The 23739-nt window shown below is 60.6% G+C and carries 25 protein-coding genes; 14 read left to right on the top strand and 11 right to left on the bottom strand.

The window, feature by feature from the left end; all coding sequences use genetic code 11:
* The first annotated feature begins 26 nt into the window (after positions 1-26).
* The 5 genes from OSC50_RS20020 to tldD all read left to right on the top strand — a co-directional run bounded on the left by OSC50_RS20020 (position 27) and on the right by tldD (position 8414).
* Positions 27-623, top strand: a complete 597-nt coding sequence (locus OSC50_RS20020) for a Maf family protein (protein ID WP_266245990.1) — start codon at positions 27-29, stop codon at positions 621-623.
* Positions 624-693: 70 nt separating this feature from the next.
* Positions 694-2151, top strand: coding sequence for a ribonuclease G (gene rng, locus OSC50_RS20015; protein WP_181080619.1), 1458 nt, complete (start codon positions 694-696; stop codon positions 2149-2151).
* Between the two features lie 76 nt (positions 2152-2227).
* On the top strand, positions 2228-6043 hold the full coding sequence (locus OSC50_RS20010; protein ID WP_266245991.1) for a YhdP family protein: 3816 nt from the start codon (positions 2228-2230) through the stop codon (positions 6041-6043).
* Between the two features lie 63 nt (positions 6044-6106).
* On the top strand, positions 6107-6955 hold the full coding sequence (locus OSC50_RS20005; protein WP_266245992.1) for a carbon-nitrogen hydrolase family protein: 849 nt from the start codon (positions 6107-6109) through the stop codon (positions 6953-6955).
* Positions 6956-6971: 16 nt separating this feature from the next.
* Entirely contained in the window at positions 6972-8414 is a 1443-nt protein-coding gene (gene tldD, locus OSC50_RS20000) for a metalloprotease TldD (protein ID WP_253510477.1), read from the top strand.
* A gap of 44 nt (positions 8415-8458) precedes the next feature.
* Here tldD and yjgA read toward each other — a convergent pair whose 3' ends face one another.
* Positions 8459-8980: a ribosome biogenesis factor YjgA gene (yjgA, locus tag OSC50_RS19995; RefSeq protein WP_266245993.1), complete on the bottom strand. Its 522-nt coding sequence runs from the start codon at positions 8978-8980 to the stop codon at positions 8459-8461.
* A 108-nt stretch (positions 8981-9088) separates the two neighbouring features.
* Between yjgA and pmbA the strand changes: the two genes are divergently transcribed.
* The 6 genes from pmbA (at position 9089) to OSC50_RS19965 (ending at position 14339) form a co-directional block, all read left to right on the top strand.
* Positions 9089-10435: a metalloprotease PmbA gene (gene pmbA, locus OSC50_RS19990; protein ID WP_181080624.1), complete on the top strand. Its 1347-nt coding sequence runs from the start codon at positions 9089-9091 to the stop codon at positions 10433-10435.
* Between the two features lie 144 nt (positions 10436-10579).
* A complete protein-coding gene (locus tag OSC50_RS19985) occupies positions 10580-10975 on the top strand; it encodes a FagA protein (protein WP_181080625.1) in 396 nt (131 codons plus the stop codon).
* Complete coding sequence (locus OSC50_RS19980; protein WP_181080626.1) at positions 10968-12344, top strand: class II fumarate hydratase; 1377 nt, start codon at positions 10968-10970, stop codon at positions 12342-12344. Before OSC50_RS19985 ends, OSC50_RS19980 begins: the two co-directional genes overlap by 8 nt.
* Positions 12345-12370: 26 nt before the next feature.
* Positions 12371-12799, top strand: coding sequence for a DUF2753 family protein (locus tag OSC50_RS19975; protein ID WP_253510479.1), 429 nt, complete (start codon positions 12371-12373; stop codon positions 12797-12799).
* Between the two features lies 1 nt (position 12800).
* On the top strand, positions 12801-13412 hold the full coding sequence (locus OSC50_RS19970; protein WP_253510480.1) for a superoxide dismutase: 612 nt from the start codon (positions 12801-12803) through the stop codon (positions 13410-13412).
* Positions 13413-13445: 33 nt separating this feature from the next.
* A complete protein-coding gene (locus OSC50_RS19965) occupies positions 13446-14339 on the top strand; it encodes a ZIP family metal transporter (RefSeq protein ID WP_181080629.1) in 894 nt (297 codons plus the stop codon).
* A gap of 12 nt (positions 14340-14351) precedes the next feature.
* Here OSC50_RS19965 and OSC50_RS19960 read toward each other — a convergent pair whose 3' ends face one another.
* The 10 genes from OSC50_RS19960 to OSC50_RS19915 form a co-directional block, all read right to left on the bottom strand.
* Positions 14352-14624 (bottom strand): HPr family phosphocarrier protein, encoded by a 273-nt coding sequence (locus OSC50_RS19960; RefSeq protein ID WP_181080630.1) that lies wholly within the window; start codon positions 14622-14624, stop codon positions 14352-14354.
* Between the two features lie 16 nt (positions 14625-14640).
* Positions 14641-15498 carry an RNase adapter RapZ gene (gene rapZ / locus OSC50_RS19955; RefSeq protein ID WP_181080631.1) on the bottom strand — a complete coding sequence of 286 codons (858 nt, stop codon included), beginning with the start codon at positions 15496-15498 and terminating at the stop codon, positions 14641-14643.
* Positions 15499-15500: 2 nt separating this feature from the next.
* On the bottom strand, positions 15501-15965 hold the full coding sequence (gene ptsN, locus OSC50_RS19950; protein WP_181080632.1) for a PTS IIA-like nitrogen regulatory protein PtsN: 465 nt from the start codon (positions 15963-15965) through the stop codon (positions 15501-15503).
* 10 nt (positions 15966-15975) lie between these two features.
* On the bottom strand, positions 15976-16281 hold the full coding sequence (hpf, locus tag OSC50_RS19945; RefSeq protein ID WP_027604812.1) for a ribosome hibernation-promoting factor, HPF/YfiA family: 306 nt from the start codon (positions 16279-16281) through the stop codon (positions 15976-15978).
* Between the two features lie 75 nt (positions 16282-16356).
* On the bottom strand, positions 16357-17850 hold the full coding sequence (locus OSC50_RS19940; protein ID WP_181080633.1) for an RNA polymerase factor sigma-54: 1494 nt from the start codon (positions 17848-17850) through the stop codon (positions 16357-16359).
* A gap of 184 nt (positions 17851-18034) precedes the next feature.
* Positions 18035-18760, bottom strand: a complete 726-nt coding sequence (gene lptB, locus OSC50_RS19935) for an LPS export ABC transporter ATP-binding protein (protein ID WP_048723959.1) — start codon at positions 18758-18760, stop codon at positions 18035-18037.
* Positions 18760-19293 (bottom strand): lipopolysaccharide transport periplasmic protein LptA, encoded by a 534-nt coding sequence (gene lptA, locus OSC50_RS19930; protein WP_034095915.1) that lies wholly within the window; start codon positions 19291-19293, stop codon positions 18760-18762. Before lptA ends, lptB begins: the two co-directional genes overlap by 1 nt.
* Positions 19280-19852 carry an LPS export ABC transporter periplasmic protein LptC gene (gene lptC / locus OSC50_RS19925; RefSeq protein WP_181080634.1) on the bottom strand — a complete coding sequence of 191 codons (573 nt, stop codon included), beginning with the start codon at positions 19850-19852 and terminating at the stop codon, positions 19280-19282. The genes lptA and lptC overlap by 14 nt, the downstream gene beginning before the upstream one ends.
* 8 nt (positions 19853-19860) lie before the next feature.
* On the bottom strand, positions 19861-20385 hold the full coding sequence (locus OSC50_RS19920) for a KdsC family phosphatase (RefSeq protein WP_181080635.1): 525 nt from the start codon (positions 20383-20385) through the stop codon (positions 19861-19863).
* The gene (locus OSC50_RS19915; RefSeq protein ID WP_266245994.1) at positions 20386-21360 is read right to left on the bottom strand and encodes a KpsF/GutQ family sugar-phosphate isomerase; all 975 of its coding nucleotides are present in this window, start codon (positions 21358-21360) and stop codon (positions 20386-20388) included.
* A 300-nt stretch (positions 21361-21660) separates the two neighbouring features.
* Here OSC50_RS19915 and OSC50_RS19910 point away from each other — a divergent pair, with 300 nt between their 5' ends.
* From OSC50_RS19910 to mlaD, 3 genes are read left to right on the top strand one after another with little or no spacing between them, the layout of a single operon-like run.
* Positions 21661-22470, top strand: a complete 810-nt coding sequence (locus tag OSC50_RS19910; RefSeq protein WP_105520876.1) for an ATP-binding cassette domain-containing protein — start codon at positions 21661-21663, stop codon at positions 22468-22470.
* Complete coding sequence (gene mlaE, locus OSC50_RS19905; RefSeq protein ID WP_167417298.1) at positions 22470-23267, top strand: lipid asymmetry maintenance ABC transporter permease subunit MlaE; 798 nt, start codon at positions 22470-22472, stop codon at positions 23265-23267. Before OSC50_RS19910 ends, mlaE begins: the two co-directional genes overlap by 1 nt.
* On the top strand, positions 23267-23734 hold the full coding sequence (mlaD, locus tag OSC50_RS19900) for an outer membrane lipid asymmetry maintenance protein MlaD (protein WP_003171814.1): 468 nt from the start codon (positions 23267-23269) through the stop codon (positions 23732-23734). The genes mlaE and mlaD overlap by 1 nt, the downstream gene beginning before the upstream one ends.
* Positions 23735-23739: the final 5 nt, after the last annotated feature.

Here is a 23739-nt window from a genome sequence, read left to right as displayed (position 1 = left end):
ATCGAACCCTACAGGGAGAGTCTGCAATGAATACGTTGTATCTGGCCTCCGGCTCCCCCCGGCGGCGTGAACTGCTGACCCAGATCGGTGTGCCCTTCACCGTGGTCAGCGCCGCAATTGATGAAACTCCCCTCGCAAATGAATCCGCTGTTGCCTATGTCGAGCGTCTGGCGCGCGGCAAGGCGGCGGCTGGTTTTGCCGCGCTTGGGCAAAGCTTGGGCGGTTGTGTGCTGGGCGCCGATACGGCCGTGGTGGTGGACGCAAAGATCCTCGGCAAGCCCGTGGATCAGGCCGATGCCCTGGCTATGTTGATGGCGTTGGCGGGGCGCGAACACGAAGTCCTGACTGCCGTCGCCCTGACGGATGGCACGCGTTGTGAAGCCCTATGTGTCAGCAGCCTTGTACGTTTTCGCGCCATCTCGTTGGAGGAGGCGACAGCCTACTGGCGCAGCGGCGAACCGCGGGATAAGGCCGGCGGCTATGCTATTCAAGGGCTGGGGTCGGTGTTTGTGACAGGGCTCAACGGCAGCTATTCCGCGGTGGTCGGCCTGCCGGTGTGCGAAACCGCGCAACTGCTCGCTCGATTCGACATACCCTGTTGGCAAAACCTTACCGTGCGCTGAATGCGTTACTCCAGCGCCCAGCCTTAAGCGATCGGTCACTATTGTGAAAACGCCTGAACGAGACCCAGCCATGAGTGAAGAGATTCTGATCAATATCACGCCGATGGAATCGCGCGTGGCGGTGGTAGAGAACGGTGTTCTGCAGGAAGTGCACGTCGAGCGAACCCAGAAACGCGGGATCGTAGGCAATATCTACAAAGGCAAAGTGGTGCGGGTATTGCCGGGCATGCAGGCGGCGTTCGTCGACATCGGCCTGGACCGCGCGGCGTTCATCCATGCGTCGGAGATTTCCCTGCGTGAAGGTCCGGCCGTCGAGAGCATCAGCGCACTGGTGCACGAAGGGCAGAGCCTGGTGGTGCAAGTCACCAAGGACCCCATCGGCTCAAAGGGCGCACGCCTGACCACTCAACTGTCGATTCCGTCGCGTTACCTTGTGTATATGCCGCGTACGGCCCATGTCGGCATTTCCCTGAAGATCGAAGACGAAGCCGAGCGCGATCGTCTTAAGAAAGTGGTCAGCGATTGTGTGGCCGCCGAAGGTATCAAGGAGGCGGGCGGGTTCATCCTGCGCACTGCCGCCGAAGGTGCCGGCGCCGATGAGATCCTTATGGACATCCGCTACCTGCGGCGTTTATGGGACCAGATCGGCGCACAGATCAAGACCATCGGCGCCCCCAGCGTGATCTATGAAGACCTGGGCCTGGCGCTGCGTACCCTGCGCGATCTGGTCAGCCCCAAGATAGAGAAAATTCGCATCGACTCGCGGGAAACGTTCCAGCGCACCACGCAGTTTGTCGCCGAGTTGATGCCGGAAATTGCCGACCGCCTGGAACACTACCCCGGCGAGCGGCCGATCTTCGACTTGTACGGCGTCGAGGACGAAATTCAGAAAGCCTTGGAGCGCAAAGTGCCGCTCAAGTCCGGTGGCTACCTGGTGGTGGACCCGGCGGAAGCCATGACCACCATCGATGTCAACACCGGAGCGTTCGTCGGCCATCGCAACCTTGAGGAAACCATCTTCAAGACCAACCTCGAAGCGGCCACGGCGATTGCCCGCCAGCTGCGCCTGCGCAACCTTGGCGGGATCATCATCATTGATTTCATCGACATGGAAGATGAAGAGCATCAGCGTCAGGTCTTGCGCACGCTCGAAAAGCAGCTGGAACGCGATCACGCCAAGACCAATATCATCGGCATCACCGAGCTGGGGCTGGTGCAGATGACCCGCAAGCGTACCCGTGAAAGCCTGGAGCAAGTGCTGTGCGAGCCGTGCAGCAGCTGTCAGGGCCGGGGGAAATTGAAAACTCCGGAAACGGTTTGCTATGAGATTTTCCGGGAAATCTTACGAGAGGCGCGGGCGTATCAGGCCGAAGGATATAGAGTGCTTGCCAACCAGAAAGTGGTTGACCGATTGCTGGATGAAGAGTCCGGTAACGTCGCCGAGCTGGAGGTGTTTATCGGCCGTACGATTCGCTTCCAGGTCGAAACCATGTATTCCCAGGAACAATACGACGTGGTGCTGCTCTGATCCCCATTCGCTTTCCTTTTACGCGAGCGGCGGCCTTTGTGCCGCCGTCCGACTACTGCCTTGAGGGTCGCCCGACATGGAGCGTCTGATACGCTTTTTTGCCGCTTTGACCCGTTGGGGCCTCGGCCTGTGCGCTTTGCTGCTGGTGTTGGCGGCCGTGTATGTGAGCCTGGGGCGCCAGTTGACCCCGCTGGTGGCCGAGTACCGGGCTGAAGTCGAAGCCAAGGCCGAGGCTGCGCTGGGCATGCCCATGCATATCGGGAGCCTTGAAGGGCGCTGGAGTGGCTTTGCGCCCGTGCTGCGTGCGCATGACGTGATGGTGGGCGAGGGCAGCAGCGCCCTGCGCCTGGACCAGGTCGAAGTGGTGCCGGATATCTGGGCCAGCCTGACCGCGCGCGAAGTGCGCATCGCTCACCTGCAACTCAGCGGCCTGCAGTTGAGCGTCAAGGAAGACAAGGACGGCCATTGGGCTTTGCAGGGCCTGCCGGTGCAGGACGACCAGCCGCTGGACCCGCAGCAGGTGCTGACACGCATGCAGCAGGTCAAGCGTGTATCGCTGCTCGACAGCCAAGTGACCCTGCAGCCGTTTGACCAGCCGCCGTCGACCCTCACCTACGTCGGCTTGAGCCTGCACACCGGCATGACCCGCCAGCGCCTGGATGCGCGCCTGACCCTGCCCGATGGCCAGCCGCTGGCCTTGAGCCTGCGCAGCCGCATCCGCGCCAGCCAATGGAAGGACGCCGAGATCCAGGCCTATGCGAGCCTGCCTCAGAGCGACTGGGCCAAATGGATTCCGGCTCGGCTGACCGGGCAATGGAAGCTCACGCAATTCAAGGCCGGTGGCGAGCTGTGGTTGAATTGGGGCAATGGCGCCGTGCAAAGCGCGGCGGTGCGTCTCAACTCGCCTCAGGCCAAAGGCAGCTATGCCGAGCGCAAGCCGGTACATATCGAGAACCTCGCTCTCACCGCTTATCTGCAACGCAGTGATACCGGCCTTAACGTCCTGGTCGATTCGCTGGCGATGAGCCTGGGGGAAACCCGCTGGGAATCGCGCATGCAGTTGCAGCAGACGCTGGCTACCGAAAAGGCGCTTGAAGTCTGGAAGTTGCAGGCCGACCGGCTGGACTTGACGCCCATCACACCGCTGCTCAACGCACTGGCTCCGTTGCCGGAAGGCTTTGCCAAGGCGGTTGAACACATCAAGGCCACGGGGCTGCTGCGCAATGTTCTGGTGGATTTCCGTCCCCAGGACAGCTCCGATCAGAAAGTCAGTTTTGCCGCCAACCTCGAACGTGTGGGCTTTGATGCCTATTTCGGCGCGCCGGCCGCGCGTAACGTATCCGGCAGCATCAGCGGCGACCTGGGGCATGGCGAGCTGCGCATGGACAGCAAGGATTTTTCCCTGCACCTGGACCCCATCTTCGCCAAGCCCTGGCAGTACATTCAGGCCAACGCGCGCCTCACCTGGACCCTGGACAAACAAGGGTTCACCCTGATCGCACCGTATATCAAGGTGCTGGGAGAGGAGGGCAAGATCGCCGCCGATTTCCTGATCCGCCTGCATTTCGACCACAGCCAGGAAGACTACATGGACCTGCGTGTCGGCCTGGTCGACGGCGACGGGCGCTTCACGCCCAAGTACCTGCCGGCGGTGCTGAGCCCGGCCCTGGATGAATGGCTGCGCACGGCGATCGTCAAGGGCGCGGTGGACGAAGGCTTCTTCCAGTATCAGGGCTCGCTGAACCATGATGCGGTGCGCGCGGCGCGTAATATCAGCCTGTTTTTCAAGGTGCATGACGCCGAGCTGGCGTTCCAACCGGGCTGGCCCCACGTGAGCAACGTCGATGGCGAGGTGTTTGTCGAGGAGAGTGGCGTGCGCATCCTGGCGAGCAAGGGCCAATTGCTCGATACCCAGGTCAAGGATATCTACGTCAATATTCCCCATGCTCCGGCGGGCAAGGACAGTCATTTGCTGCTTACCGGTGGTTTCGCCGGCGGCCTGGGCGATGGCCTGAAGATCTTGCAGGAAGCGCCGATCGGCACGGCGTCGACCTTCGCCGGCTGGAAAGGTGAAGGCGACCTGCAAGGCAGGCTGGACCTGGATATCCCCCTGGCCAAGGGCACCGAACCCAAGATCGTGGTGGACTTCCAGACCGACAAGGCACGCCTGCAACTGGCCGAGCCGACCCTGGATCTGACGCAGCTCAAGGGTGAATTCCGTTTCGACAGCGCCAAGGGCCTCAGTGGCCAGAACATATCCGCCCAAGCGTTTGAACGGCCGATCACCGCGCAGATCTTCGCCGATGGCAAGCCGGGCAATATCAGTACCCGGGTCGTCGCCAAAGGCCAGGTCACGGTCAAGCGACTGACAGACTGGTTGAAAATTACCCAGCCGTTGCCGGTGTCCGGTGATATTCCCTACCAGTTGCAGCTCGATCTGGACGGGGCCGACAGTCAGTTGATGGTCAGTTCCAATCTCAAAGGCGTAGCGGTGGACCTGCCGGCACCGTTCGGCATGCCGGCCAGCCAGGGCCGCGACAGTACGTTTCGCATGACCCTGCAAGGCGCCGAGCGGCGCTACTGGTTCGACTACGGTGAGTTGGCGAACTTCACCTTTGCCGCCCCCCCGGACAAGTTCAATGAGGGCCGCGGTGAGTTGTTCCTCGGTGATGGCGACGCGGTGTTGCCCGGCGGTAAAGGCTTGCGCATTCGGGGTGTGCTCTCGGAGCTGGATATCGACCCTTGGAAAAAGCTGCTGAATCAATACGCCGGCAACGATCCCGGCGGCAGCGCCAAGCAACTGCTCAGCAGTGCCGATTTCAAAATCGGCAAGCTTACGGGGCTGGGCACTCAGTTCGATCAGGTCAGCCTGCAGTTGGACCGCAAACCCGCCGCGTGGGCCGTGCAGCTCGATAGCCGGCAGGCCAAGGGCAGCGTCAGCCTTCCGGACGCCAAGGGCGCGCCGATTGCGATCAACCTGCAATACGTCAAGCTGCCGGCGGTGGACCCGACCGTACAGGCTGACGAGAACGCACCGGACCCATTGGCCAGTATTGACCCCAAGGATATACCCGCGCTGGATATCGCCATTGATCAGCTGTTCCAGGGGCCGGACCTGATCGGGGCCTGGTCATTGAAGATCCGGCCTACCGCCAAGGGCCTGGCCTTCAACAGTCTGGACCTGGGCCTGAAGGGCATGCAGCTCAAGGGCGCCGGGGGTTGGGAGGGAGCACCGGGCGACAGTAGCAGTTGGTACAAGGGCCGGCTGGACGGCAGGAATATCGCCGATGTGCTCAAGGGCTGGGGCTTTGCGCCCACTGTGACCAGCGAGGATTTCCATCTCGATGTGGATGGGCGTTGGCCGGGCTCGCCGGCCTGGGTCGGGCCGAAGCGTTTCTCCGGCAGCCTGGATGCAGCGTTCCGCAAGGGCCAGTTCGTCGAAGTCGAGGGCGGGGCCCAGGCCCTGCGGGTATTTGGCCTGCTCAACTTCAACTCCATCGGGCGTCGACTGCGCCTGGATTTCTCGGACCTGCTCGGTAAAGGGTTGAGCTATGACCGGGTCAAAGGCCTGCTGGCGGCGAGTAACGGCGTGTTCGTGACCCGTGAGCCGATTACCATGACCGGACCTTCGAGTAACCTGGAGCTCAACGGTACGCTCGACCTGGTGGCCGATCGCGTTGACGCCAAGTTACTGGTGACGCTGCCGGTGACCAACAACCTGCCGATTGCTGCGTTGATCGTGGGGGCGCCGGCGGTCGGTGGTGCGTTGTTCCTGATCGACAAGCTGATTGGCGATCGTGTCTCGCGTTTCGCCAGCGTGCAATACAAGGTCGAAGGGCCTTGGAAAGATCCGAAGATCACCTTTGACAAGCCATTTGAAAAGCCAAACTGAGTGAGCGTGCAGTAGCATGGTGTCCTCTATGTTTGGTGCATGCCCATTACGGAGTGTCGCCCCATGTCCTTTGCGGTAATTCAGATGGTCAGCCAGAGCGACGTGCCGGCCAACTTGGCCCAGGCCCGACGCTTGCTGGAACGCGCCGCTGCGGGCGGAGCCAAGTTGGCGGTATTGCCGGAAAACTTCTCTGCGATGGGGCGGCGCGACGTGGCGGATATCGGCCGCGCCGAGGCGCTGGGCGAAGGCCCGATCCTGCCATGGTTGAAACAGACCGCCCGCGACCTCACCTTATGGATAGTGGCAGGCACGTTGCCGTTGCCGCCTGAAGGTCAACCGTATGCCAAGCCCAACGCTTGCTCGTTGTTGATCGATGATCGCGGCGAAATCGTCGCCCGCTACGACAAGCTGCATTTGTTCGATGTCGACGTCGCCGATGCGCGAGGTCGCTATCGCGAGTCTGACGACTATGCTTTCGGCAACCACGTGGTGGTGGCGGATACCCCGGTTGGGCGTCTGGGACTCACCGTATGTTACGACCTGCGCTTCCCGGAGCTGTACAGCGAGCTGCGCGCCGCAGGGGCCGAACTGATTACCGCGCCGTCGGCGTTTACGGCGGTGACCGGCGCCGCGCATTGGGATGTACTGATTCGCGCGCGGGCCATCGAGACCCAGTGCTACCTGCTCGCAGCGGCGCAGGGCGGCGTGCACCCGGGACCACGGGAAACCTACGGTCACGCAGCGATTGTCGACCCATGGGGGCAGGTGCTGGCGCAACAGGATAAGGGCGAGGCGGTGCTGTTGGCCGCGCGCGACAGCAGTGAACAAGCGTCGATACGGGCGCGCATGCCGGTGGTCTGCCATCGGCGCTTTTTCTCGCAGGGCGCGCAGCGGCCTGCTTCGGAACGATGAATTTAAGGCCAAATCTATGAGCGAGTTGTTGTCCTCAGTCAGTGAACACCTCCTGGCACCCGGTGGCGTGACCATCGAAAACTTGCAAACGGTGTTGGGCGATCTGGCCGGGCCGGGCATCGACGCGGCCGACCTGTATTTCCAGGGGCAGATTTCCGAGTCCTGGTCCCTCGAAGACGGCATCGTCAAGGAAGGCAGTTTCAACCTTGACCAAGGCGTGGGCGTGCGTGCGCAGTCCGGTGAAAAAACCGGGTTTGCCTACAGCAATGCCATCACGCTGGAGGCCCTGGGCCTGGCGGCTCGCGCGGCGCGCTCGATCTCCCGTGCGGGCCAGCATGGCACGGTTCAGGCGTTCAGCAGCCAGGACGTGGCCCAGTTGTACGCTCCGGATAACCCCCTGGAAGTGATCAGCCGCGCCGAGAAGGTCGAGCTGCTCAAGCGTGTCGACGCCGCCACCCGCGCCCTGGACCCGCGTATCCAGCAGGTCAGCGTCAGCCTCGCCGGTGTATGGGAGCGCATCCTGGTAGCGTCCACCGATGGCAGCCTGGCGGCGGATGTGCGGCCGCTGGTGCGCTTCAATGTCAGTGTGATCGTCGAGCAGAACGGCCGTCGCGAGCGCGGCGGCCATGGCGGCGGCGGGCGAACCGACTACCGTTATTTCCTCAGCGAGGATCGCGCCATGGGCTATGCCCGGGAAGCGCTGCGTCAGGCACTGGTGAACCTGGAAGCCATTCCGGCGCCGGCGGGCACCTTGCCGGTGGTGCTGGGTTCGGGCTGGTCCGGAGTGTTGCTCCACGAAGCGGTGGGCCATGGCCTGGAAGGCGACTTCAACCGCAAGGGCAGTTCCGCCTACAGCGGGCGCATGGGCGAGAGCGTCGCCTCCAAGCTGTGCACCATCGTTGATGACGGCACACTGGCCGGCCGGCGTGGGTCGCTGAGCGTGGACGATGAAGGCACCCCGACCGAATGCACCACCCTGATCGAAAACGGGGTACTCAAGGGCTACATGCAGGACAAACTCAATGCGCGGCTGATGGGCGTGGCGCGCACCGGCAACGGTCGTCGCGAATCCTACGCGCACCTGCCGATGCCGCGCATGACCAATACCTACATGCTTGCCGGTGAAAGCGACCCGGCGGAAATCATCGCCTCGGTCAAGCGCGGTATCTACTGCGCCAACCTTGGCGGCGGCCAGGTGGATATCACCAGCGGCAAGTTCGTGTTCTCTACCAGCGAAGCGTACTTGATCGAGGACGGCAAGATCACCGCGCCGGTCAAAGGCGCAACATTGATCGGCAACGGGCCGGAAGCCATGAGCAAGGTGTCCATGGTGGGTAACGATCTGTCCCTGGACAGCGGCGTGGGTACGTGCGGAAAAGATGGGCAGTCGGTGCCGGTGGGTGTCGGCCAGCCAACGCTGAAGATTGATGCGATTACCGTGGGTGGCACGGGGTCGTAAGCAGGGAGCTTCGGGTGGCGAAGGCCGCCACCCGGGGAAGAGGATCAGCGCAGGCCGCGTTGAGTCTCGTCCAGCTCACGGATGTACTTGAAAATTTTACGGCTGGTGGCCGGCGCCTTGGTATGCGCCAGTTCGTGCTGGGCCTGACGGATCAGGGAGCGCAGTTGTTGGCGGTCCGCATCCGGGTAGTCCAGCACGAATTTCTCCAGCACCGCGTCATCGCCCGAGATCAGGCGGTCACGCCAGCGCTCCAGGTTATGGAAGCGTTCGTTGTACTGGCGAGTGGAGGCATCGGTTTGATCGAGCAAGGCCAGAATGGCGTCAATGTCCTGATCGCGCATCAGCTTGCCGATAAACGAAATGTGCCGCTTACGCGCGATGTTCGCGGTGTGCTTGGGCGCATCCGCAAGCGCCCGACGCATTTCGTCGGTCAGTGGCAGTTTGGCAATCAAGTCTTTTTTGAGCGTCGTAAGGCGCTCGCCAAGGTCAACCAGAGCATGCAGCTCACGTTTGACCTGGGTTTTGCTTTTCTCCCCATCGAGGGAGTCGTCGTAAGAATCAACCATGGTGGCAGTCCGCAAAGAAACGCCGCCATGATAACCAGTCGGGGGCCGCTTGTCCGGCCCGGTCGCTCGATGGCCTTAACCGAAAGCAGAATTTGAGTGGAGAAAACCATGAGTGCAGCCCAAAGCGTCGGTCCGCAAGCGTTACCGGCACTGCAGGAACAAGTCGAGCAGATTCTTGCCGAGGCCAGGCGCCAGGGGGCCAGCGCCTGTGAAGTAGCCGTTTCGCTGGAGCAGGGGCTGTCGACGTCGGTGCGTCAGCGGGAAGTGGAAACCGTTGAGTTCAATCGCGACCAGGGGTTTGGCATCACGCTGTACGTGGGGCAGCGCAAGGGGTCGGCCAGTACATCCGCCAGTGGTACGGAGGCGATTCGCGAAACGGTTGCCGCAGCGTTGGCAATCGCCAAGCATACCTCCGAGGATGAAAGTTCGGGCTTGGCCGACCAGGCGCTGATGGCCAAGGACGTGAAGGACTTCGATCTGTTCCATGCCTGGGATATCACCCCGGAGCAGGCCATCGAACAGGCGCTGGTCTGCGAGGCCGCGGCCTTTGACGCCGACCCCAGGATCAAAAATGCCGATGGCACCACCTTGAACACCCACCAGGGGTGCCGCGTGTATGGGAACAGCCATGGTTTTATCGGTGGTTACGCGTCCACTCGCCATAGTTTGAGCTGCGTGATGATCGCCGAAGCCAATGGCCAGATGCAGCGTGATTACTGGTATGACGTGAACCGTCAGGGCGATTTGCTCGCCGATCCAGCCAGCATTGGGCAGAAAGCCGCGCAGCGTGCCGCGAGCCGCCTGGGCGCGCGTCCGGTGCCGACCTGTGAAGTGCCGGTGCTGTTTTCGGCGGAGCTGGCCGGCGGTTTGTTCGGCAGTTTTCTCGGGGCGATTTCCGGTGGCAATTTGTATCGAAAATCCTCGTTCCTGGAAGGGGCGATCGGCCAGACGTTGTTTCCAGAATGGCTGACCATCGATGAACGCCCACACTTGATGCGTGCCATGGGCAGTACTTCCTTCGACGGTGATGGCCTGGCGACCTATGCCAAGCCCTTTGTCGAGAAAGGCGAGTTGGTGTCCTATGTGCTGGGCACGTATGCCGGGCGCAAACTCGGCTTGCCCAGCACCGCCAATGCGGGCGGCGTACACAACCTGTTCGTGACCCACGGCGACGAAGACCAGGCGGCGCTGTTGCGGCGGATGGGGCGCGGCCTGCTGGTAACCGAATTGATGGGCCATGGCCTGAACATGGTTACCGGTGATTACTCCCGTGGCGCGGCGGGTTTCTGGGTGGAAAACGGCGAAATTCAGTTTGCCGTCCAGGAGGTCACCATCGCCGGCAATATGCGCGATATGTTCAAGCAGATCGTCGCGGTAGGGAATGACTTGGAACTGCGCAGCAACATTCGCACCGGTTCGGTCTTGATCGAGCGGATGACTGTCGCGGGTAGCTGACGCTCCGAGCGATTTATGGAAAGGCGCGCCATCCCAGTGATGGCGCGCTTTTTTTTGGCGTTTGAAAAGTCGATTCCGGTGCAGTGCTTGTTTTGATTCTCAATATCATCTAATAATAAATCTCATTACCGAGCGAGTGAGATCATGAGTTCTGTCCTGCATGAAGATCCTTATCTGGAGAGCTGGCGTTGGATGAGTCGCCAGATTCGCTGCGGGCTGGACCCTGATGAGCCGCGCCTGATCGAGCATTACCTGAGCGAAGGGCGGTACCTGGCGTGCTGCACCGCGACCCACCCGTGGACGGTCGCCGAAACTTCATTTCGTCTGCTGATCGACACCGCCAACGATATTGCCTTGCCCTGGCATTGGCGTTCCCAGTGCCTTGATCAGGCCTGGCGCCCACTGCGCGACCTGGAAAAGCTTTCTCATTGTGCCTGCCGCCTCAAGCGCTGGCAGGCCTTTGCCTGGCAGTTGGCGACTTGCCAGTTGCTGCCGTCCATACCCGTTTCTGACCTGGCGCAAGGATCCTCCGATGAGTAACACCCGTATCGAACGCGACAGCATGGGCGAACTGCATGTGCCCGCCGATGCCCTGTATGGTGCGCAAACCCAGCGCGCGGTGAACAACTTCCCGATCAGCCACCGTCCCATGCCCGCCCAGTTCATTCGCGCGCTGATCCTGGTCAAGGCCGCGGCCGCCAAGGTCAACGTAGACCTCAAGCAAATCGGCGAGGGGCAGGGCAAAGCCATCGTCGATGCCGCTCAAGGCTTGTTGGAAGGCGAATACATGCGCCACTTCCCGGTGGATATCTTCCAGACGGGCTCCGGCACCAGCTCCAACATGAATGCCAATGAAGTGATCGCCACGCTGGCCAGCCGTTTGCTGGGGGAAGTGGTCAACCCCAATGACCATGTGAACTGCGGCCAGAGCAGCAACGACGTCATTCCTACCACGATCCACGTGAGTGCGGCGCTTGTTCTGCATGAGCAAACGCTGCCGGCCCTGCTGCATCTGGTGCAAGTGATCGAGCGCAAGGCCGAGCAGGTTCATCCGTTCATCAAGACCGGCCGTACCCACCTGATGGACGCCATGCCGGTACGCATGAGTCAGGTGCTCACTGGCTGGGCGCAACAACTCAAGGCCAATATCGGCCACTTGCAGGACTTGCTGCCGAGTCTCCAAGCCTTGGCCCAAGGGGGGACTGCGGTGGGCACGGGCATCAACGCGCACCCGCAATTCGCGGCGCGCTTCAGCCAGCAGCTCAGCAGCCTGACCGGCGTCCAGTTCACGCCCGGCAAACATCTGTTCGCGTTGATCGGTTCCCAGGACACCGCCGTCGCCGTGTCCGGCCAGTTGAAAGCCACTGCAGTGTCGCTGATGAAAATCGCCAACGACCTGCGTTGGATGAACTCCGGCCCGCTGGCAGGCCTGGGCGAGATTGAATTGGAGGGGTTGCAGCCGGGCTCGTCGATCATGCCGGGCAAGGTCAATCCGGTGATCCCTGAGGCGACAGCGATGGTGGCTGCGCAGGTGATCGGCAATGACACGGTGATCACCGTCGCTGGGCAGTCAGGCAATTTCGAGCTGAACGTGATGCTGCCGATCATCGCTCAGAACCTGCTCAGCAGCCTGGAATTGCTGGCCAATTCCAGCCGCCTGCTGGCTGACAAGGCCATCGCCAGCTTCAAGGTGAACGAGGACAAACTCAAAGAGGCGCTGTCGCGCAATCCGATCCTGGTGACGGCGCTCAACCCCATCATCGGCTACCAGAAGGCGGCTGAAATTGCCAAAAAGGCTTATCAGCAGGGGCGTCCGGTGATTGACGTGGCTGTTGAGCACACCGACCTGCCGCGCAGCCAATTGGAAGTCCTGTTGGATCCGGAAAAACTCACCGCCGGCGGCGTGTAATCGCCAACCTGCTTTGGAGACTCACCATGGAGCACTGGAAACGCACGATCGAACGGGCCAACCGCTGCTTTGTGCAGGGTGATTGGGTGGACGCGCGCGAGGCCTATCTGCAAGCCCTGGCCCTGGCCTTAGTGCTGTTCGAGCGCTGGGCCGATGCCGAAGAGGCCGTCGCGGCCTGCGTTATTTCACATCACAACCTGGCGGACCTGCACCTGCGCCTCAACCAGCCGGAGGAAAGCGCGGAATACTTGTGCGCCATCCACCAGCGCCTGCTGCAGGCCATGCAGGACTCGCGTCTTACGCCGCAGCTGCGTGAAGCGGCGCTGCGCCAGAGCAGTAAAACCTACGTTGAGCTGTTGAACTTCATCAGCGACCACGGCGAGTACCCGCGTACCCATCGCTTGCTGGGAGGTACTGCAGCGCACCCCACGCCTTCTCAATACGGAGCACATTGATATGACCTACACCTTGCCTGCCTTGCCCTATGCCTACGATGCCCTGGAACCGCATATCGATGCGCAAACCATGGAGATTCACTACACCAAGCATCACCAGACCTACATCAATAACTTGAACGCGGCGGTAGAGGGCACGGAGTTCGCCGCTTGGCCAATAGAGAAACTGGTGTCGAGTGTGCAGCAATTGCCGGAAAAAATGCGCGCGGCGGTGATCAACCAAGGCGGCGGCCACGCCAACCACTCATTGTTCTGGGCGGTAATGTCGCCTCAAGGTGGTGGCAAGCCCGAGGGCGCACTGAGCAAAGCGATTGATGAGCAGCTGGGCGGCTTCGACAACTTCAAGGAGGCGTTCACCAAAGCTGCGCTGACGCGTTTCGGCAGCGGCTGGGCCTGGCTGAGCGTCACTGCGCAAAAGACCCTGGTGGTGGAAAGCAGCGGCAACCAGGACAGCCCGTTGATGAGCGGTAACACCCCGATCCTTGGCCTGGATGTCTGGGAGCATGCCTATTACCTGCGTTATCAGAACCGCCGCCCGGAATACATCAATGCTTTCTACAGCGTTATCAACTGGCCGGAAGTCGCCGCCCGCTATCAGGCTGCTCTGGCCTGACACCCTTCTTCATAACAAGCACTAAGGCCGATTATGGGCACTGAAACACTGGCGATTGGCAGCGTGCGATTGTTTCGCTATGCGTTTGGCTCGCTGCTGCTGTTGGCAGGCACTGCCTTGCTGGTGGCCCACGGGCTGGCTTGGCTCGATCTTGAGCCGCGCATCCTGCGTGCCTTACAGGGTGGTTCCATTTGCGCATTGGGCACGGCGCTGGGCGCGGTGCCGGTATTAGTGATTCGGCGCATGCCGATGGCCTTGAGCGATACCTTGCTGGGCTTTGGCGCTGGCGTGATGCTGGCAGCCACTGCGTTTTCGTTGATCGTGCCGGGGATTGCGGCAGCTGAAGGGCTGGGGCTGTCCCCCTGGGCCGCCAGTGGCCTGGTCAGTTCTGGCATCATCCTGGGCGCCTTCGGCCTTTATCTGGTTGACCGAAAGGTCTCAAGCGCCAGCCCGGAAATGCTGGTGGGTACGCCGGAGCAACCGGTGATCCCGCCGCGCATCTGGCTGTTCGTGTTCGCGATCATTGCCCATAACATTCCGGAGGGCATGGCCGTGGGCGTTTCCGCCGGGGGCGGCATGCCGGATGCCGACAGTCTGGCCATGGGCATCGCCTTGCAGGATGTACCCGAAGGCCTGGTGATAGCGTTGGTGCTGGCCGGCGCCGGGATGTCGCGGGTCAAGGCGTTCATGGTGGGTGCCGCCTCAGGCTTGGTCGAGCCAGTGTTCGCCGTGCTCTGCGCCTGGCTGGTAAGCCTGGCCGAGGTGCTGCTGCCCTTGGGCCTGGCCTTGGCGGCTGGGGCCATGCTGCTGGTGGTGACTCACGAAGTTATCCCGGAGTCGCGCCGCAATGGCCACGAAAAGCTCGCGAGCCTGGGGCTGTGTATCGGGTTTTGCTTGATGATGGTGATGGATACGGCGTTGGGATGAAGCGTCAGCGAATTATTCCCCTTCGTCGAAGAAGTTGTTGATCAACGCCTCCAAGGCCTTCATTGCCTCTTCTTCCTGCTCGCCTTCGGTCTCAAGGTGAATCTTGGTGCCCTTGCCGGCTGCCAGCATCATCATGGCCATGATGCTTTTACCGTCGACCATGGACTCGCGGGTACGCCCTGCGCGGATCTTGCAAGGGAATTGTCCGGCCACACCGACGAACTTGGCCGAGGCCCGGGCGTGAAGGCCCAATTTGTTGATGATTTCAATTTCACGTGCGGGCATCGCGGGGGTGTTCCTTTCAGCTGAGGTCGCGGTGGCGTACCTGGACATTCTTGAGGGTTTGTTGCAGCACCTGGCCCAGGCGTTCGGTCAGGTAGACGGAACGGTGATGGCCTCCGGTGCAGCCGATGGCGATGGTGACATAGGCGCGGTTGCTTGCAGCGAAGCGCGGCAGCCACTTGAGCAGGTAGCTGGAGATGTCCTGAAACATATCCTGCACATCCGGCTGCGCCGCCAGATAATCGATCACCGGCTGATCCAGGCCTGATTGGTCACGCAGTTCAGGCTTCCAATAAGGATTGGGCAGGCAACGCACATCGAACACCAGGTCGGCGTCTACCGGCATGCCACGCTTGAATCCAAAGGACTCGACGAGAAACGCCGTGCCGGGCTCAGGCTGGTTCAGCAGGCGCAGCTTGATAGCGTCGCGTAGCTGGTACAGGTTGAGGCTGGTGGTATTGATCTTGAGGTCGGCCAGATCGATGATCGGCCCCAACAGCTTCGTTTCGTCCTCAATGGCCTCGGCCAGGGAACGATGCGGGCTGCTGAGCGGGTGGCGACGGCGGGTTTCGGAGAAACGCTTGAGCAGGGTTTCCTCATCCGCATCCAGATACAGCACATCGCAATGTATATGCTTGGCCCGCACTTCTTCCAACAGTTCCGGGAACCGTGAAAGGTGGCTGGGCAGATTGCGGGCATCAATCGATACGGCCACCAGCGGCTGCGCCAGCTCGGTGTGAATCAGCGCGCGCTCCGCCAATTCGGGCAGCAGGCCCGCAGGCAGGTTATCAATGCAGTAGAAACCGCTGTCCTCAAGCACATTGAGGGCGGTGCTCTTACCCGAGCCGGAGCGGCCGCTGACGATGATCAAACGCATGATTACTGCCCGTTTTGCTCATCCAGGACAACCTGATACAGCGCGTCATTGCTGCTGGCGCTGCGGAGTTTGTTACGCACTTCCTTGCGATCGAGCATGCTGGCGATCTGCCGAAGCAGTTCCAGGTGCGCATCGGTAGCGGCTTCCGGGACCAGCAGCACAAACAGCAGGTCGACCGGGGCGCCGTCGATGGCGTCGAAATCGATGGGGGCTTCCAGGTGCAGCAGGGCACTGATGGGATCCGTGCACCCTTTGAGGCGACAGTGGGGTATCGCGATGCCGTTACCAAAGCCGGTGGAACCGAGCTTTTCACGAGCGATGAGAGCCTCGAAGACATCTTGCATTTCGAGGCCCGGCACTTCGCGAGCGATCAGGTTGGCAATTTGTTCGAGGGCTTTTTTCTTGCTGCCGCCCGGCGCGTTCACAAGGGAACGGCCGGGGGTCAGGATGGATTCAAGTCGGATCATGGGGGGAGAGTTAGCGACCTGTGCCTTGGAGCAGGCTCAGATTCTTTTCCTTATGCTTTTTAAGTTGGCGGTCCAGCTTGTCGGTGAGCAAGTCTATCGAGGCGTACATGTCTTCATGCTCTGCGTTGGCAACCACTTCGCCACCGGGTATCTGGAGGGTCGCTTCGATTTTCTGCTGAAGCTTGTCGACCTTCATGATGACCTGCACGTTGGTGATCTTGTCGAAATGTCCTTCAAGCTTCCTCAGCTTCTGCTCGACGTAGTCGCGCAGTGGCGGGGTGACTTCTACATGGTGTCCACTGATATTGACTTGCATACAGCTTCTCCTTCGTTGCCAGTGCATAAAGCGACGGGCAAAAATACCCGTCACTGGAACGCTATGGCCCGCCCGTCACATCAAACGCTTACGCTCGCTGGAAGGCGCGATCCCAAGGGACTCGCGGTACTTGGCGACGGTTCGACGGGCGACCTGAATGCCTTGTGCCTCCAGTAAACCAGCGATCTTGCTGTCACTCAACGGCTTTTTCTGATTTTCCGCGGCAACCAGTTTTTTGATGATCGCGCGGATCGCCGTGGACGAGCATTCGCCGCCTTCAGAGGTACTCACGTGGCTGGAGAAAAAGTATTTCAGCTCGTAGATACCCCGTGGGGTATGCATGAATTTCTGCGTGGTCACCCGGGAAATCGTTGACTCGTGCATGCCTACCGCCTCGGCGATGTCATGCAGTACCAGCGGCTTCATCGCTTCGTCGCCATACTCCAGGAAGCCGCGCTGATGTTCGACGATCTGGGTCGCGACTTTCATCAGGGTTTCGTTGCGGCTCTGCAGGCTCTTGATGAACCAGCGCGCTTCCTGCAACTGGTTGCGCATGAAGGTGTTGTCGGCGCTGGTGTCGGCGCGGCGCACGAACCCGGCATATTGCGGGTTGACCCGCAGACGCGGCACCGATTCCTGGTTCAGCTCCACCAACCAGCGCTCGTTGTCCTTGCGCACGATGACATCGGGGACCACGTATTCGGCTTCGCTCGACTCGATCTGCGAGCCGGGACGAGGGTTGAGGCTTTGCACCAGCTCGATGACCTGGCGCAGTTCGTCTTCCTTGAGCTTCATGCGGCGCATCAACTGGCTGTAGTCGCGGCTGCCCAGCAGGTCGATGTAGTCGGTGACCAGGCGCTGGGCTTCGACCAGCCAGGGTGTTTTGCCCGGCAGTTGACGCAATTGCAGCAGCAGGCATTCGCTGAGCGTGCGCGCGCCAATACCGGCAGGCTCGAACTGCTGGATGCGGTGCAGGACGGCTTCGATTTCGTCCAGCTCGATATCCAGTTCCGGGTCGAACGCCTCGAGAATCTCCTCGAGACTCTCGTCCAGGTAGCCCTGGTTGTTGATGCAGTCGATCAGGGTTACGGCGATCAGGCGATCGGTGTCCGACATCGGCGCCAGGTTCAACTGCCACAACAGATGGCTTTGCAGGCTCTCTCCGGCGGATGTGCGGGTGGTGAAATCCCACTCGTCGTCGTCACTGCTGGGCAGGCTGCTGGCGCTGGTCTGATAGACGTCCTCCCAGGCGGTGTCCACGGGAAGCTCGTTGGGAATGCGTTCGTTCCATTCGCCTTCCTCCAGGTTGTCCACCGTGGGGGCGGTTTCCTGATAGGAAGGTTCCTGCACGTCGGAATTGGGTTTTTGCTCGATGTTGTCGGCCAATGGGTCTGCATTGTCGAAGTCGTCGCCTTCTTCCTGGCGTTCGAGCATCGGATTGGACTCCAGGGCCTCCTGGATTTCCTGTTGCAGATCCAAGGTCGACAATTGGAGCAGGCGGATGGCCTGTTGCAGCTGCGGTGTCATCGTCAGCTGCTGGCCCATTCTCAGGACTAGCGATGGTTTCATGGCAGGGGCTTAACACCTTATTCGCCGGCGCAATGCGCCATCCACGACAGGGCGCGTGAGCGCCAAACATAAGCAAATTATATGCCTGATATCGGGGGCTTTGCCTAGAGCGCGGTAACAATAAAAAACCGGGGTTTTCATTGACTCCCGCGCACCGTGGCAAACGGCCGTGACACCACGGTGTTTACAGGCGGAATTCGTGACCCAGGTACACTTCCTTGACCAGCTCGTTGGCCAGGATGGTGGCTGAATCGCCTTCGGCAATCAGCTGTCCATCGTTGACGATATAAGCCGTTTCGCAGATATCGAGTGTTTCACGGACGTTGTGGTCGGTGATCAACACGCCAATGCCCTTGGCCTTGAGGTGGTGGATGATCTGCTTGATGTCGCCGACCGAAATCGGGTCGACGCCGGCAAACGGCTCGTCCAGCAGGATGAACTTGGGCGCAGTGGCCAATGCCCGAGCGATTTCCACGCGGCGGCGCTCGCCACCGGACAGGCTCATGCCCAGGTTGTCGCGAATATGGTTGATATGGAATTCCTGCAGCAGGCTTTCCAGTTCTGCGCGACGGCCGTCGCGGTCGAGTTCCTTGCGGGTCTCAAGGATCGCCATGATGTTGTCGGCTACCGAGAGTTTGCGGAAGATCGAAGCTTCCTGGGGAAGATAGCCGATACCGGCACGGGCACGGCCGTGCATCGGTTGATGGCTGACATCCAGGTCGTCGATCAGTACGCGCCCTTGGTCGGCCTGGACGAGGCCGACGATCATATAGAAGCAGGTCGTCTTGCCGGCGCCGTTGGGGCCGAGCAAACCGACGATTTGGCCGCTGTCGATCGACAGGCTGACATCGCGCACGACCTGACGGCTTTTATAGGCCTTGGCCAGATGCTGGGCTTTCAGGGTTGCCATTACTCGGCCTTCTTCTTCGGCTGGATAACCATGTCGATGCGTGGGCGCGGCGCGCTGACCTTGGTGCCGTTGGCACGACCCGCCTGGGCGACCTGGGTCTTGGTGTTGTAGACGATCTTCTCGCCTTCGGTGGAGTTACCGTCGGCGCTCAGCACCTTGGCCTGATCGATCAGCACAATGCGGTTCTGCTGCGCATGATACTGGATGGTCTTGCCATAGCCCTTCATCGGGCCTGGATCTTCTGCCTTTTGCTTCTGTTCGAAGTAGGCAAGGTTGCCCACCGACGTCACCACGTCGATGTCGCCTGCCGGGGTGCGCGTCAGGGTTACCGTGTTACCGGTGATCTTCATCGAGCCCTGGATAATGATTACGTCACCTTTATAGGTGGCGACGCCTTGCTTGTCATCCAGCTGCGCATCGTCAGCCTGGATACGGATAGGCTGCTCGCTATCGTTCGGCAGAGCCCAGGCGCTCACGCTTCCCAGTGCTGCGCCAAGACCGAGCAAAATCGGGAGAGTTTTAACGAGCCTCATACTGTCCTCTTACGTTCGATAGCAGGTGTATCCTGCTTTCTTTCAAATACGCTTTCATTCCCTTGCCAGTCGATACACCGCCAGCGCCGTCGATTCTAACGTCTTGCTCGGTCTGCGCATATTGCTGTTGTGGGAATACGGTCATGCGACTGCTGGTAATAATCGTGTCGCGGTTCTGGGCGTCAGTGCGTGCGACGCGTACCGAGTCGATCAGTTCGACCTGGGTACCGTCCGGGTTGACCTCGCCATGCTTGCTGGTCACATGCCACGGAAACTCCGTGCCGCGGTACAGGTTCAAGTCCGGGTTGGTCAGCAGGGTGACTTCGGAGGCCTTCAGGTGCTCGACTTTGTCCGAGGTCATCTCGTACTGCACCTTGCCGTCCGGCAGGAACTGCACGCTGTAGGCGTTGGTGGCGTAATAGTCGATAGCGCCCTCATCGACCTGCGCGGCAGGCTGGTCGAGAAAGCGCTCCGGGCTGATATTCCAGTAGCCCACCGCCAGGAACAGCGCGGCGATCACCCCGAATAACAGGAAGTTGCGAATCTTTTTGCTCAGCATATAACGCTCTATAGGTAGGCGGCGTGAGCCGCTTCAAGGCGGCCCTGGGCGCGCAGGATCAATTCGCAGAACTCGCGTGCGGCACCTTCGCCGCCACGGGCCGTGGTTATGCCGTGGGCATGTTCGCGAACGAATGTCGCGGCATTGGCCACTGCCATGCCCAGACCGACCCGACGAATGACCGGCAGGTCGGGCAGGTCATCACCGAGGTAAGCGACCTGCTCATAGCTTAGATTGAGTTGGCCCAGGAGCTCGTCCAGAACCACCAGTTTATCCTCGCGGCCCTGATACAGGTGAGCAATCCCCAGGTTTTGTGCGCGACGTTCCACAACCGGGGTTTTTCGACCGCTGATAATTGCGGTTTGCACCCCTGCCGCTATCAACATCTTGATGCCCTGGCCATCGAGGGTGTTGAAGGTCTTGAACTCGCTGCCGTCTTCGAGAAAGTACAGGCGACCGTCGGTCAGTACGCCGTCGACGTCAAAAATGGCCAGCTTGATGTGCTTGCCGCGTTGCAACAGGTCGCTGCTCATTTACATCACTCCCGCACGCAGCAAGTCGTGCATGTTCAGGGCGCCGATCGGGTGGTCGTCGCTATCGACCACCACCAGTGCGCCGATCTTGTGGTCTTCCATGATTTTCAAGGCTTCTGCGGCCAGCATCTCGGGACGCGCCGTCCTGCCGTGGGGCGTCATCACCGCGTCGATGGTTGCGGTATGGATATCAATGGTGCGGTCCAGCGTGCGCCGCAGGTCACCGTCCGTGAATACCCCGGCCAGGCGCCCATCGGTTTCGAGGATCACGGTCATGCCCAGACCCTTGCGGGTCATTTCCATCAGCGCATCCTTGAGCAGGGTGCCACGCGGTACATGGGGTAACTCATCGCCCGAATGCATGACGTTTTCGACTTTCAGCAACAGGCGTCGGCCGAGCGCGCCGCCCGGGTGGGAAAACGCGAAATCTTCGGCGGTGAACCCGCGGGCTTCCAGCAATGCCACGGCCAGTGCATCCCCCATCACCAGCGCGGCGGTGGTGGAGGAGGTCGGTGCCAGGTTCAGCGGGCAGGCCTCGTGGGCCACATGCACATTCAGGTTCACTTCGGCAGCCTTGGCCAGGGTCGACTCCGGGTTGCCGGTGATGCCGATCATCTGGATGCCCAGGCGTTTGATCAGCGGCAACAGGGTGACGATTTCGTTGGTGGTCCCCGAGTTGGACAGCGCCAGGATGATGTCATCCTTGGTGATCATGCCCATGTCGCCGTGGCTGGCTTCGGCCGGGTGCACGAAAAACGCGGTGGTGCCGGTGCTGGCCAGGGTGGCGGCAATCTTGTTGCCGACATGGCCCGACTTGCCCATGCCAACCACCACCACGCGGCCCTTGCTGGCCAGAATCATCTCGCAGGCGCGTACAAAATCCGCGTCGATATGGGCCAGCAAGCCTTCCACGGCTTCAAGCTCGAGGCGAATAGTGCGCTGTGCGGATTGAATAAGGTCGCTGGATTGGCTCATGTCTGAAATCGTATAGCCTGACGAAAAGTCGGCGATTATAGCGGTAATGATCAATTCCCTCACGCAAGTTCGTCAGGCTTTATTCTGCCGATGCCTGAGATTCACGCCCGGCAACGTTTTTTCCCTGTCTCTTATCTGAACTGGCGCAGTTCCGGCCTTGGGGGCGTTGTACCAGCAGTGCTATAGTTCGCCGCCAGTTCGGTCCGCTCAGCCCACGTGGCTATATATATTGCGCAACCGTTGCAAACGTTTGTCGCAGAGGTGGTGTCTGAGTGAGAAGCTGCATCCCAAGGAGTTTAGATGAGTGCCGATAACGCCTACGCGGTCGAGCTGAAGGGACTGACCTTCAAGCGCGGGACGCGCAGCATCTTCAATAACGTCGATATTCGCATTCCACGCGGCAAGGTCACGGGCATCATGGGGCCTTCCGGTTGCGGCAAGACCACCCTGCTGCGCTTGATGGGCATGCAATTGCGCCCCAGTGCCGGTGAAGTGTGGGTCAATGGCCAGAACCTGCCGACCCTGTCGCGCAGTGATCTGTTCGATGCGCGCAAGCACATGGGCGTGCTGTTCCAGAGTGGGGCACTGTTCACTGACCTTGATGTTTTCGAGAACGTGGCATTTCCACTGCGGGTGCACACCCAGCTTTCGGACGAAATGATTCGCGACATTGTGCTGCTCAAGCTGCAGGCCGTGGGCCTTCGCGGCGCCATTGACCTGATGCCCGACGAGCTGTCCGGGGGCATGAAGCGTCGTGTCGCCCTGGCCCGTGCTATTGCGCTCGACCCGCAGATCCTCATGTACGACGAGCCTTTTGTCGGCCAGGACCCTATCGCCATGGGCGTGCTGGTACGCCTGATCCGGCTGCTCAATGATGCGCTGGGCATCACCAGTATCGTGGTCTCCCACGACCTGGCGGAAACCGCGAGCATTGCCGACTACCTCTACGTCGTGGGCGATGGTCAGGTACTGGGGCAGGGTACGCCTGAAGAGCTGATGAATGCCGACAACCCGCGCATTCGTCAATTCATGACCGGCGATCCGGATGGCCCGGTGCCTTTTCACTTTCCGGCAGCGGATTACCGCGCAGATCTTCTGGGGAAGCGCTGATGCGCAAAACATCTCTTATCGAAAAGGTTCGCCTTTTCGGTCGCTCGGGCATCGACATCGTCGAAGTGCTGGGCCGCTCGACGATTTTTCTGTTTCACGCCTTGCTCGGCCGCGGCGGCATCGGCGGCGGTTTTGGCCTGTTGATCAAGCAACTGCATGCCGTCGGCGTGATGTCCCTGGTGATCATTGTGGTCTCCGGGGTGTTCATCGGCATGGTGCTGGCATTGCAGGGCTTCAATATCCTGTCCAGCTACGGCTCGGAGCAGGCGGTGGGGCAGATGGTTGCCCTGACGCTGCTGCGCGAGCTGGGGCCGGTGGTCACCGCGTTGCTGTTCGCCGGGCGCGCGGGTTCCGCGCTGACCGCCGAAATCGGCAATATGAAGTCCACCGAGCAGTTGTCCAGCCTGGAAATGATCGGCGTCGACCCGCTCAAATACATTGTTGCCCCGCGCCTGTGGGCCGGCTTCATATCCCTGCCACTGCTGGCGATGATCTTCAGCGTGGTCGGTATCTGGGGCGGTTCCTGGGTGGCGGTGGACTGGCTGGGCGTCTACGACGGTTCCTACTGGGCCAACATGCAGAACAGCGTCACCTTCAACGGTGATGTACTCAACGGCATTATAAAGAGCATCGTCTTTGCCTTTGTCGTGACGTGGATTGCCGTATTCCAAGGCTACGACTGTGAGCCCACTTCAGAAGGGATCAGTCGCGCCACCACCAAGACCGTTGTGTACGCCTCGCTGGCGGTACTGGGCCTTGACTTCATTTTGACCGCCTTGATGTTTGGAGATTTCTGATGCAAAACCGCACTGTGGAAATCGGTGTCGGCCTTTTCTTGCTGGCTGGCATCCTGGCTTTACTGTTGCTGGCCCTGCGGGTCAGTGGCCTGTCGGCCAGCCCCACCGCCGACACTTATAAACTTTACGCCTACTTCGACAATATCGCCGGTTTGACTGTCAGAGCTAAAGTGACCATGGCCGGCGTGACGATCGGCAAGGTCACGGCAATCGATCTGGATCGCGACAGTTTCACCGGTCGAGTGACGATGCAACTGGACAAGAAGGTCGACAACCTGCCGACCGACTCCACTGCGTCTATCCTCACTGCGGGTCTGCTGGGCGAGAAATACATCGGTGTCAGCGTGGGCGGGGAAACAGCCCTGCTCAAGGATGGTTCGACCATCCACGACACGCAGTCGTCGCTGGTGCTTGAAGACCTGATCGGAAAATTTTTGCTCAATACGGTCAATAAAGACGCCAAATGAGGACT

Origin of the sequence: Pseudomonas quebecensis, assembly GCF_026410085.1 — a bacterium.
GTDB classification, from domain to species: Bacteria; Pseudomonadota; Gammaproteobacteria; order Pseudomonadales; family Pseudomonadaceae; genus Aquipseudomonas; species Aquipseudomonas quebecensis.
The sequence above is the reverse complement of the archived record's forward strand: the minus strand, read 5'-3'. Positions and strand labels throughout refer to the sequence as shown.

Coding starts and splice junctions, on each gene's coding strand:
- mlaE (WP_167417298.1), top strand. CDS start 22,470: ATGCGCAAAACATCTCTTATCGAAAAGGTTCGCCTTTTCGGTCGCTCG.
- OSC50_RS20010 (WP_266245991.1), top strand. CDS start 2,228: ATGGAGCGTCTGATACGCTTTTTTGCCGCTTTGACCCGTTGGGGCCTC.
- OSC50_RS19920 (WP_181080635.1), bottom strand. CDS start 20,385: ATGAGCAGCGACCTGTTGCAACGCGGCAAGCACATCAAGCTGGCCATT.
- OSC50_RS19965 (WP_181080629.1), top strand. CDS start 13,446: ATGGGCACTGAAACACTGGCGATTGGCAGCGTGCGATTGTTTCGCTAT.
- lptB (WP_048723959.1), bottom strand. CDS start 18,760: ATGGCAACCCTGAAAGCCCAGCATCTGGCCAAGGCCTATAAAAGCCGT.
- yjgA (WP_266245993.1), bottom strand. CDS start 8,980: ATGGTTGATTCTTACGACGACTCCCTCGATGGGGAGAAAAGCAAAACC.
- OSC50_RS19985 (WP_181080625.1), top strand. CDS start 10,580: ATGAGTTCTGTCCTGCATGAAGATCCTTATCTGGAGAGCTGGCGTTGG.
- lptA (WP_034095915.1), bottom strand. CDS start 19,293: ATGAGGCTCGTTAAAACTCTCCCGATTTTGCTCGGTCTTGGCGCAGCA.
- rng (WP_181080619.1), top strand. CDS start 694: ATGAGTGAAGAGATTCTGATCAATATCACGCCGATGGAATCGCGCGTG.
- OSC50_RS20020 (WP_266245990.1), top strand. CDS start 27: ATGAATACGTTGTATCTGGCCTCCGGCTCCCCCCGGCGGCGTGAACTG.
- OSC50_RS19975 (WP_253510479.1), top strand. CDS start 12,371: ATGGAGCACTGGAAACGCACGATCGAACGGGCCAACCGCTGCTTTGTG.
- OSC50_RS19980 (WP_181080626.1), top strand. CDS start 10,968: ATGAGTAACACCCGTATCGAACGCGACAGCATGGGCGAACTGCATGTG.
- OSC50_RS20005 (WP_266245992.1), top strand. CDS start 6,107: ATGTCCTTTGCGGTAATTCAGATGGTCAGCCAGAGCGACGTGCCGGCC.
- OSC50_RS19960 (WP_181080630.1), bottom strand. CDS start 14,624: ATGCCCGCACGTGAAATTGAAATCATCAACAAATTGGGCCTTCACGCC.
- OSC50_RS19915 (WP_266245994.1), bottom strand. CDS start 21,360: ATGAGCCAATCCAGCGACCTTATTCAATCCGCACAGCGCACTATTCGC.
- OSC50_RS19940 (WP_181080633.1), bottom strand. CDS start 17,850: ATGAAACCATCGCTAGTCCTGAGAATGGGCCAGCAGCTGACGATGACA.
- OSC50_RS19970 (WP_253510480.1), top strand. CDS start 12,801: ATGACCTACACCTTGCCTGCCTTGCCCTATGCCTACGATGCCCTGGAA.
- tldD (WP_253510477.1), top strand. CDS start 6,972: ATGAGCGAGTTGTTGTCCTCAGTCAGTGAACACCTCCTGGCACCCGGT.
- ptsN (WP_181080632.1), bottom strand. CDS start 15,965: ATGATCCGACTTGAATCCATCCTGACCCCCGGCCGTTCCCTTGTGAAC.
- hpf (WP_027604812.1), bottom strand. CDS start 16,281: ATGCAAGTCAATATCAGTGGACACCATGTAGAAGTCACCCCGCCACTG.
- mlaD (WP_003171814.1), top strand. CDS start 23,267: ATGCAAAACCGCACTGTGGAAATCGGTGTCGGCCTTTTCTTGCTGGCT.
- rapZ (WP_181080631.1), bottom strand. CDS start 15,498: ATGCGTTTGATCATCGTCAGCGGCCGCTCCGGCTCGGGTAAGAGCACC.
- lptC (WP_181080634.1), bottom strand. CDS start 19,852: ATGCTGAGCAAAAAGATTCGCAACTTCCTGTTATTCGGGGTGATCGCC.
- pmbA (WP_181080624.1), top strand. CDS start 9,089: ATGAGTGCAGCCCAAAGCGTCGGTCCGCAAGCGTTACCGGCACTGCAG.
- OSC50_RS19910 (WP_105520876.1), top strand. CDS start 21,661: ATGAGTGCCGATAACGCCTACGCGGTCGAGCTGAAGGGACTGACCTTC.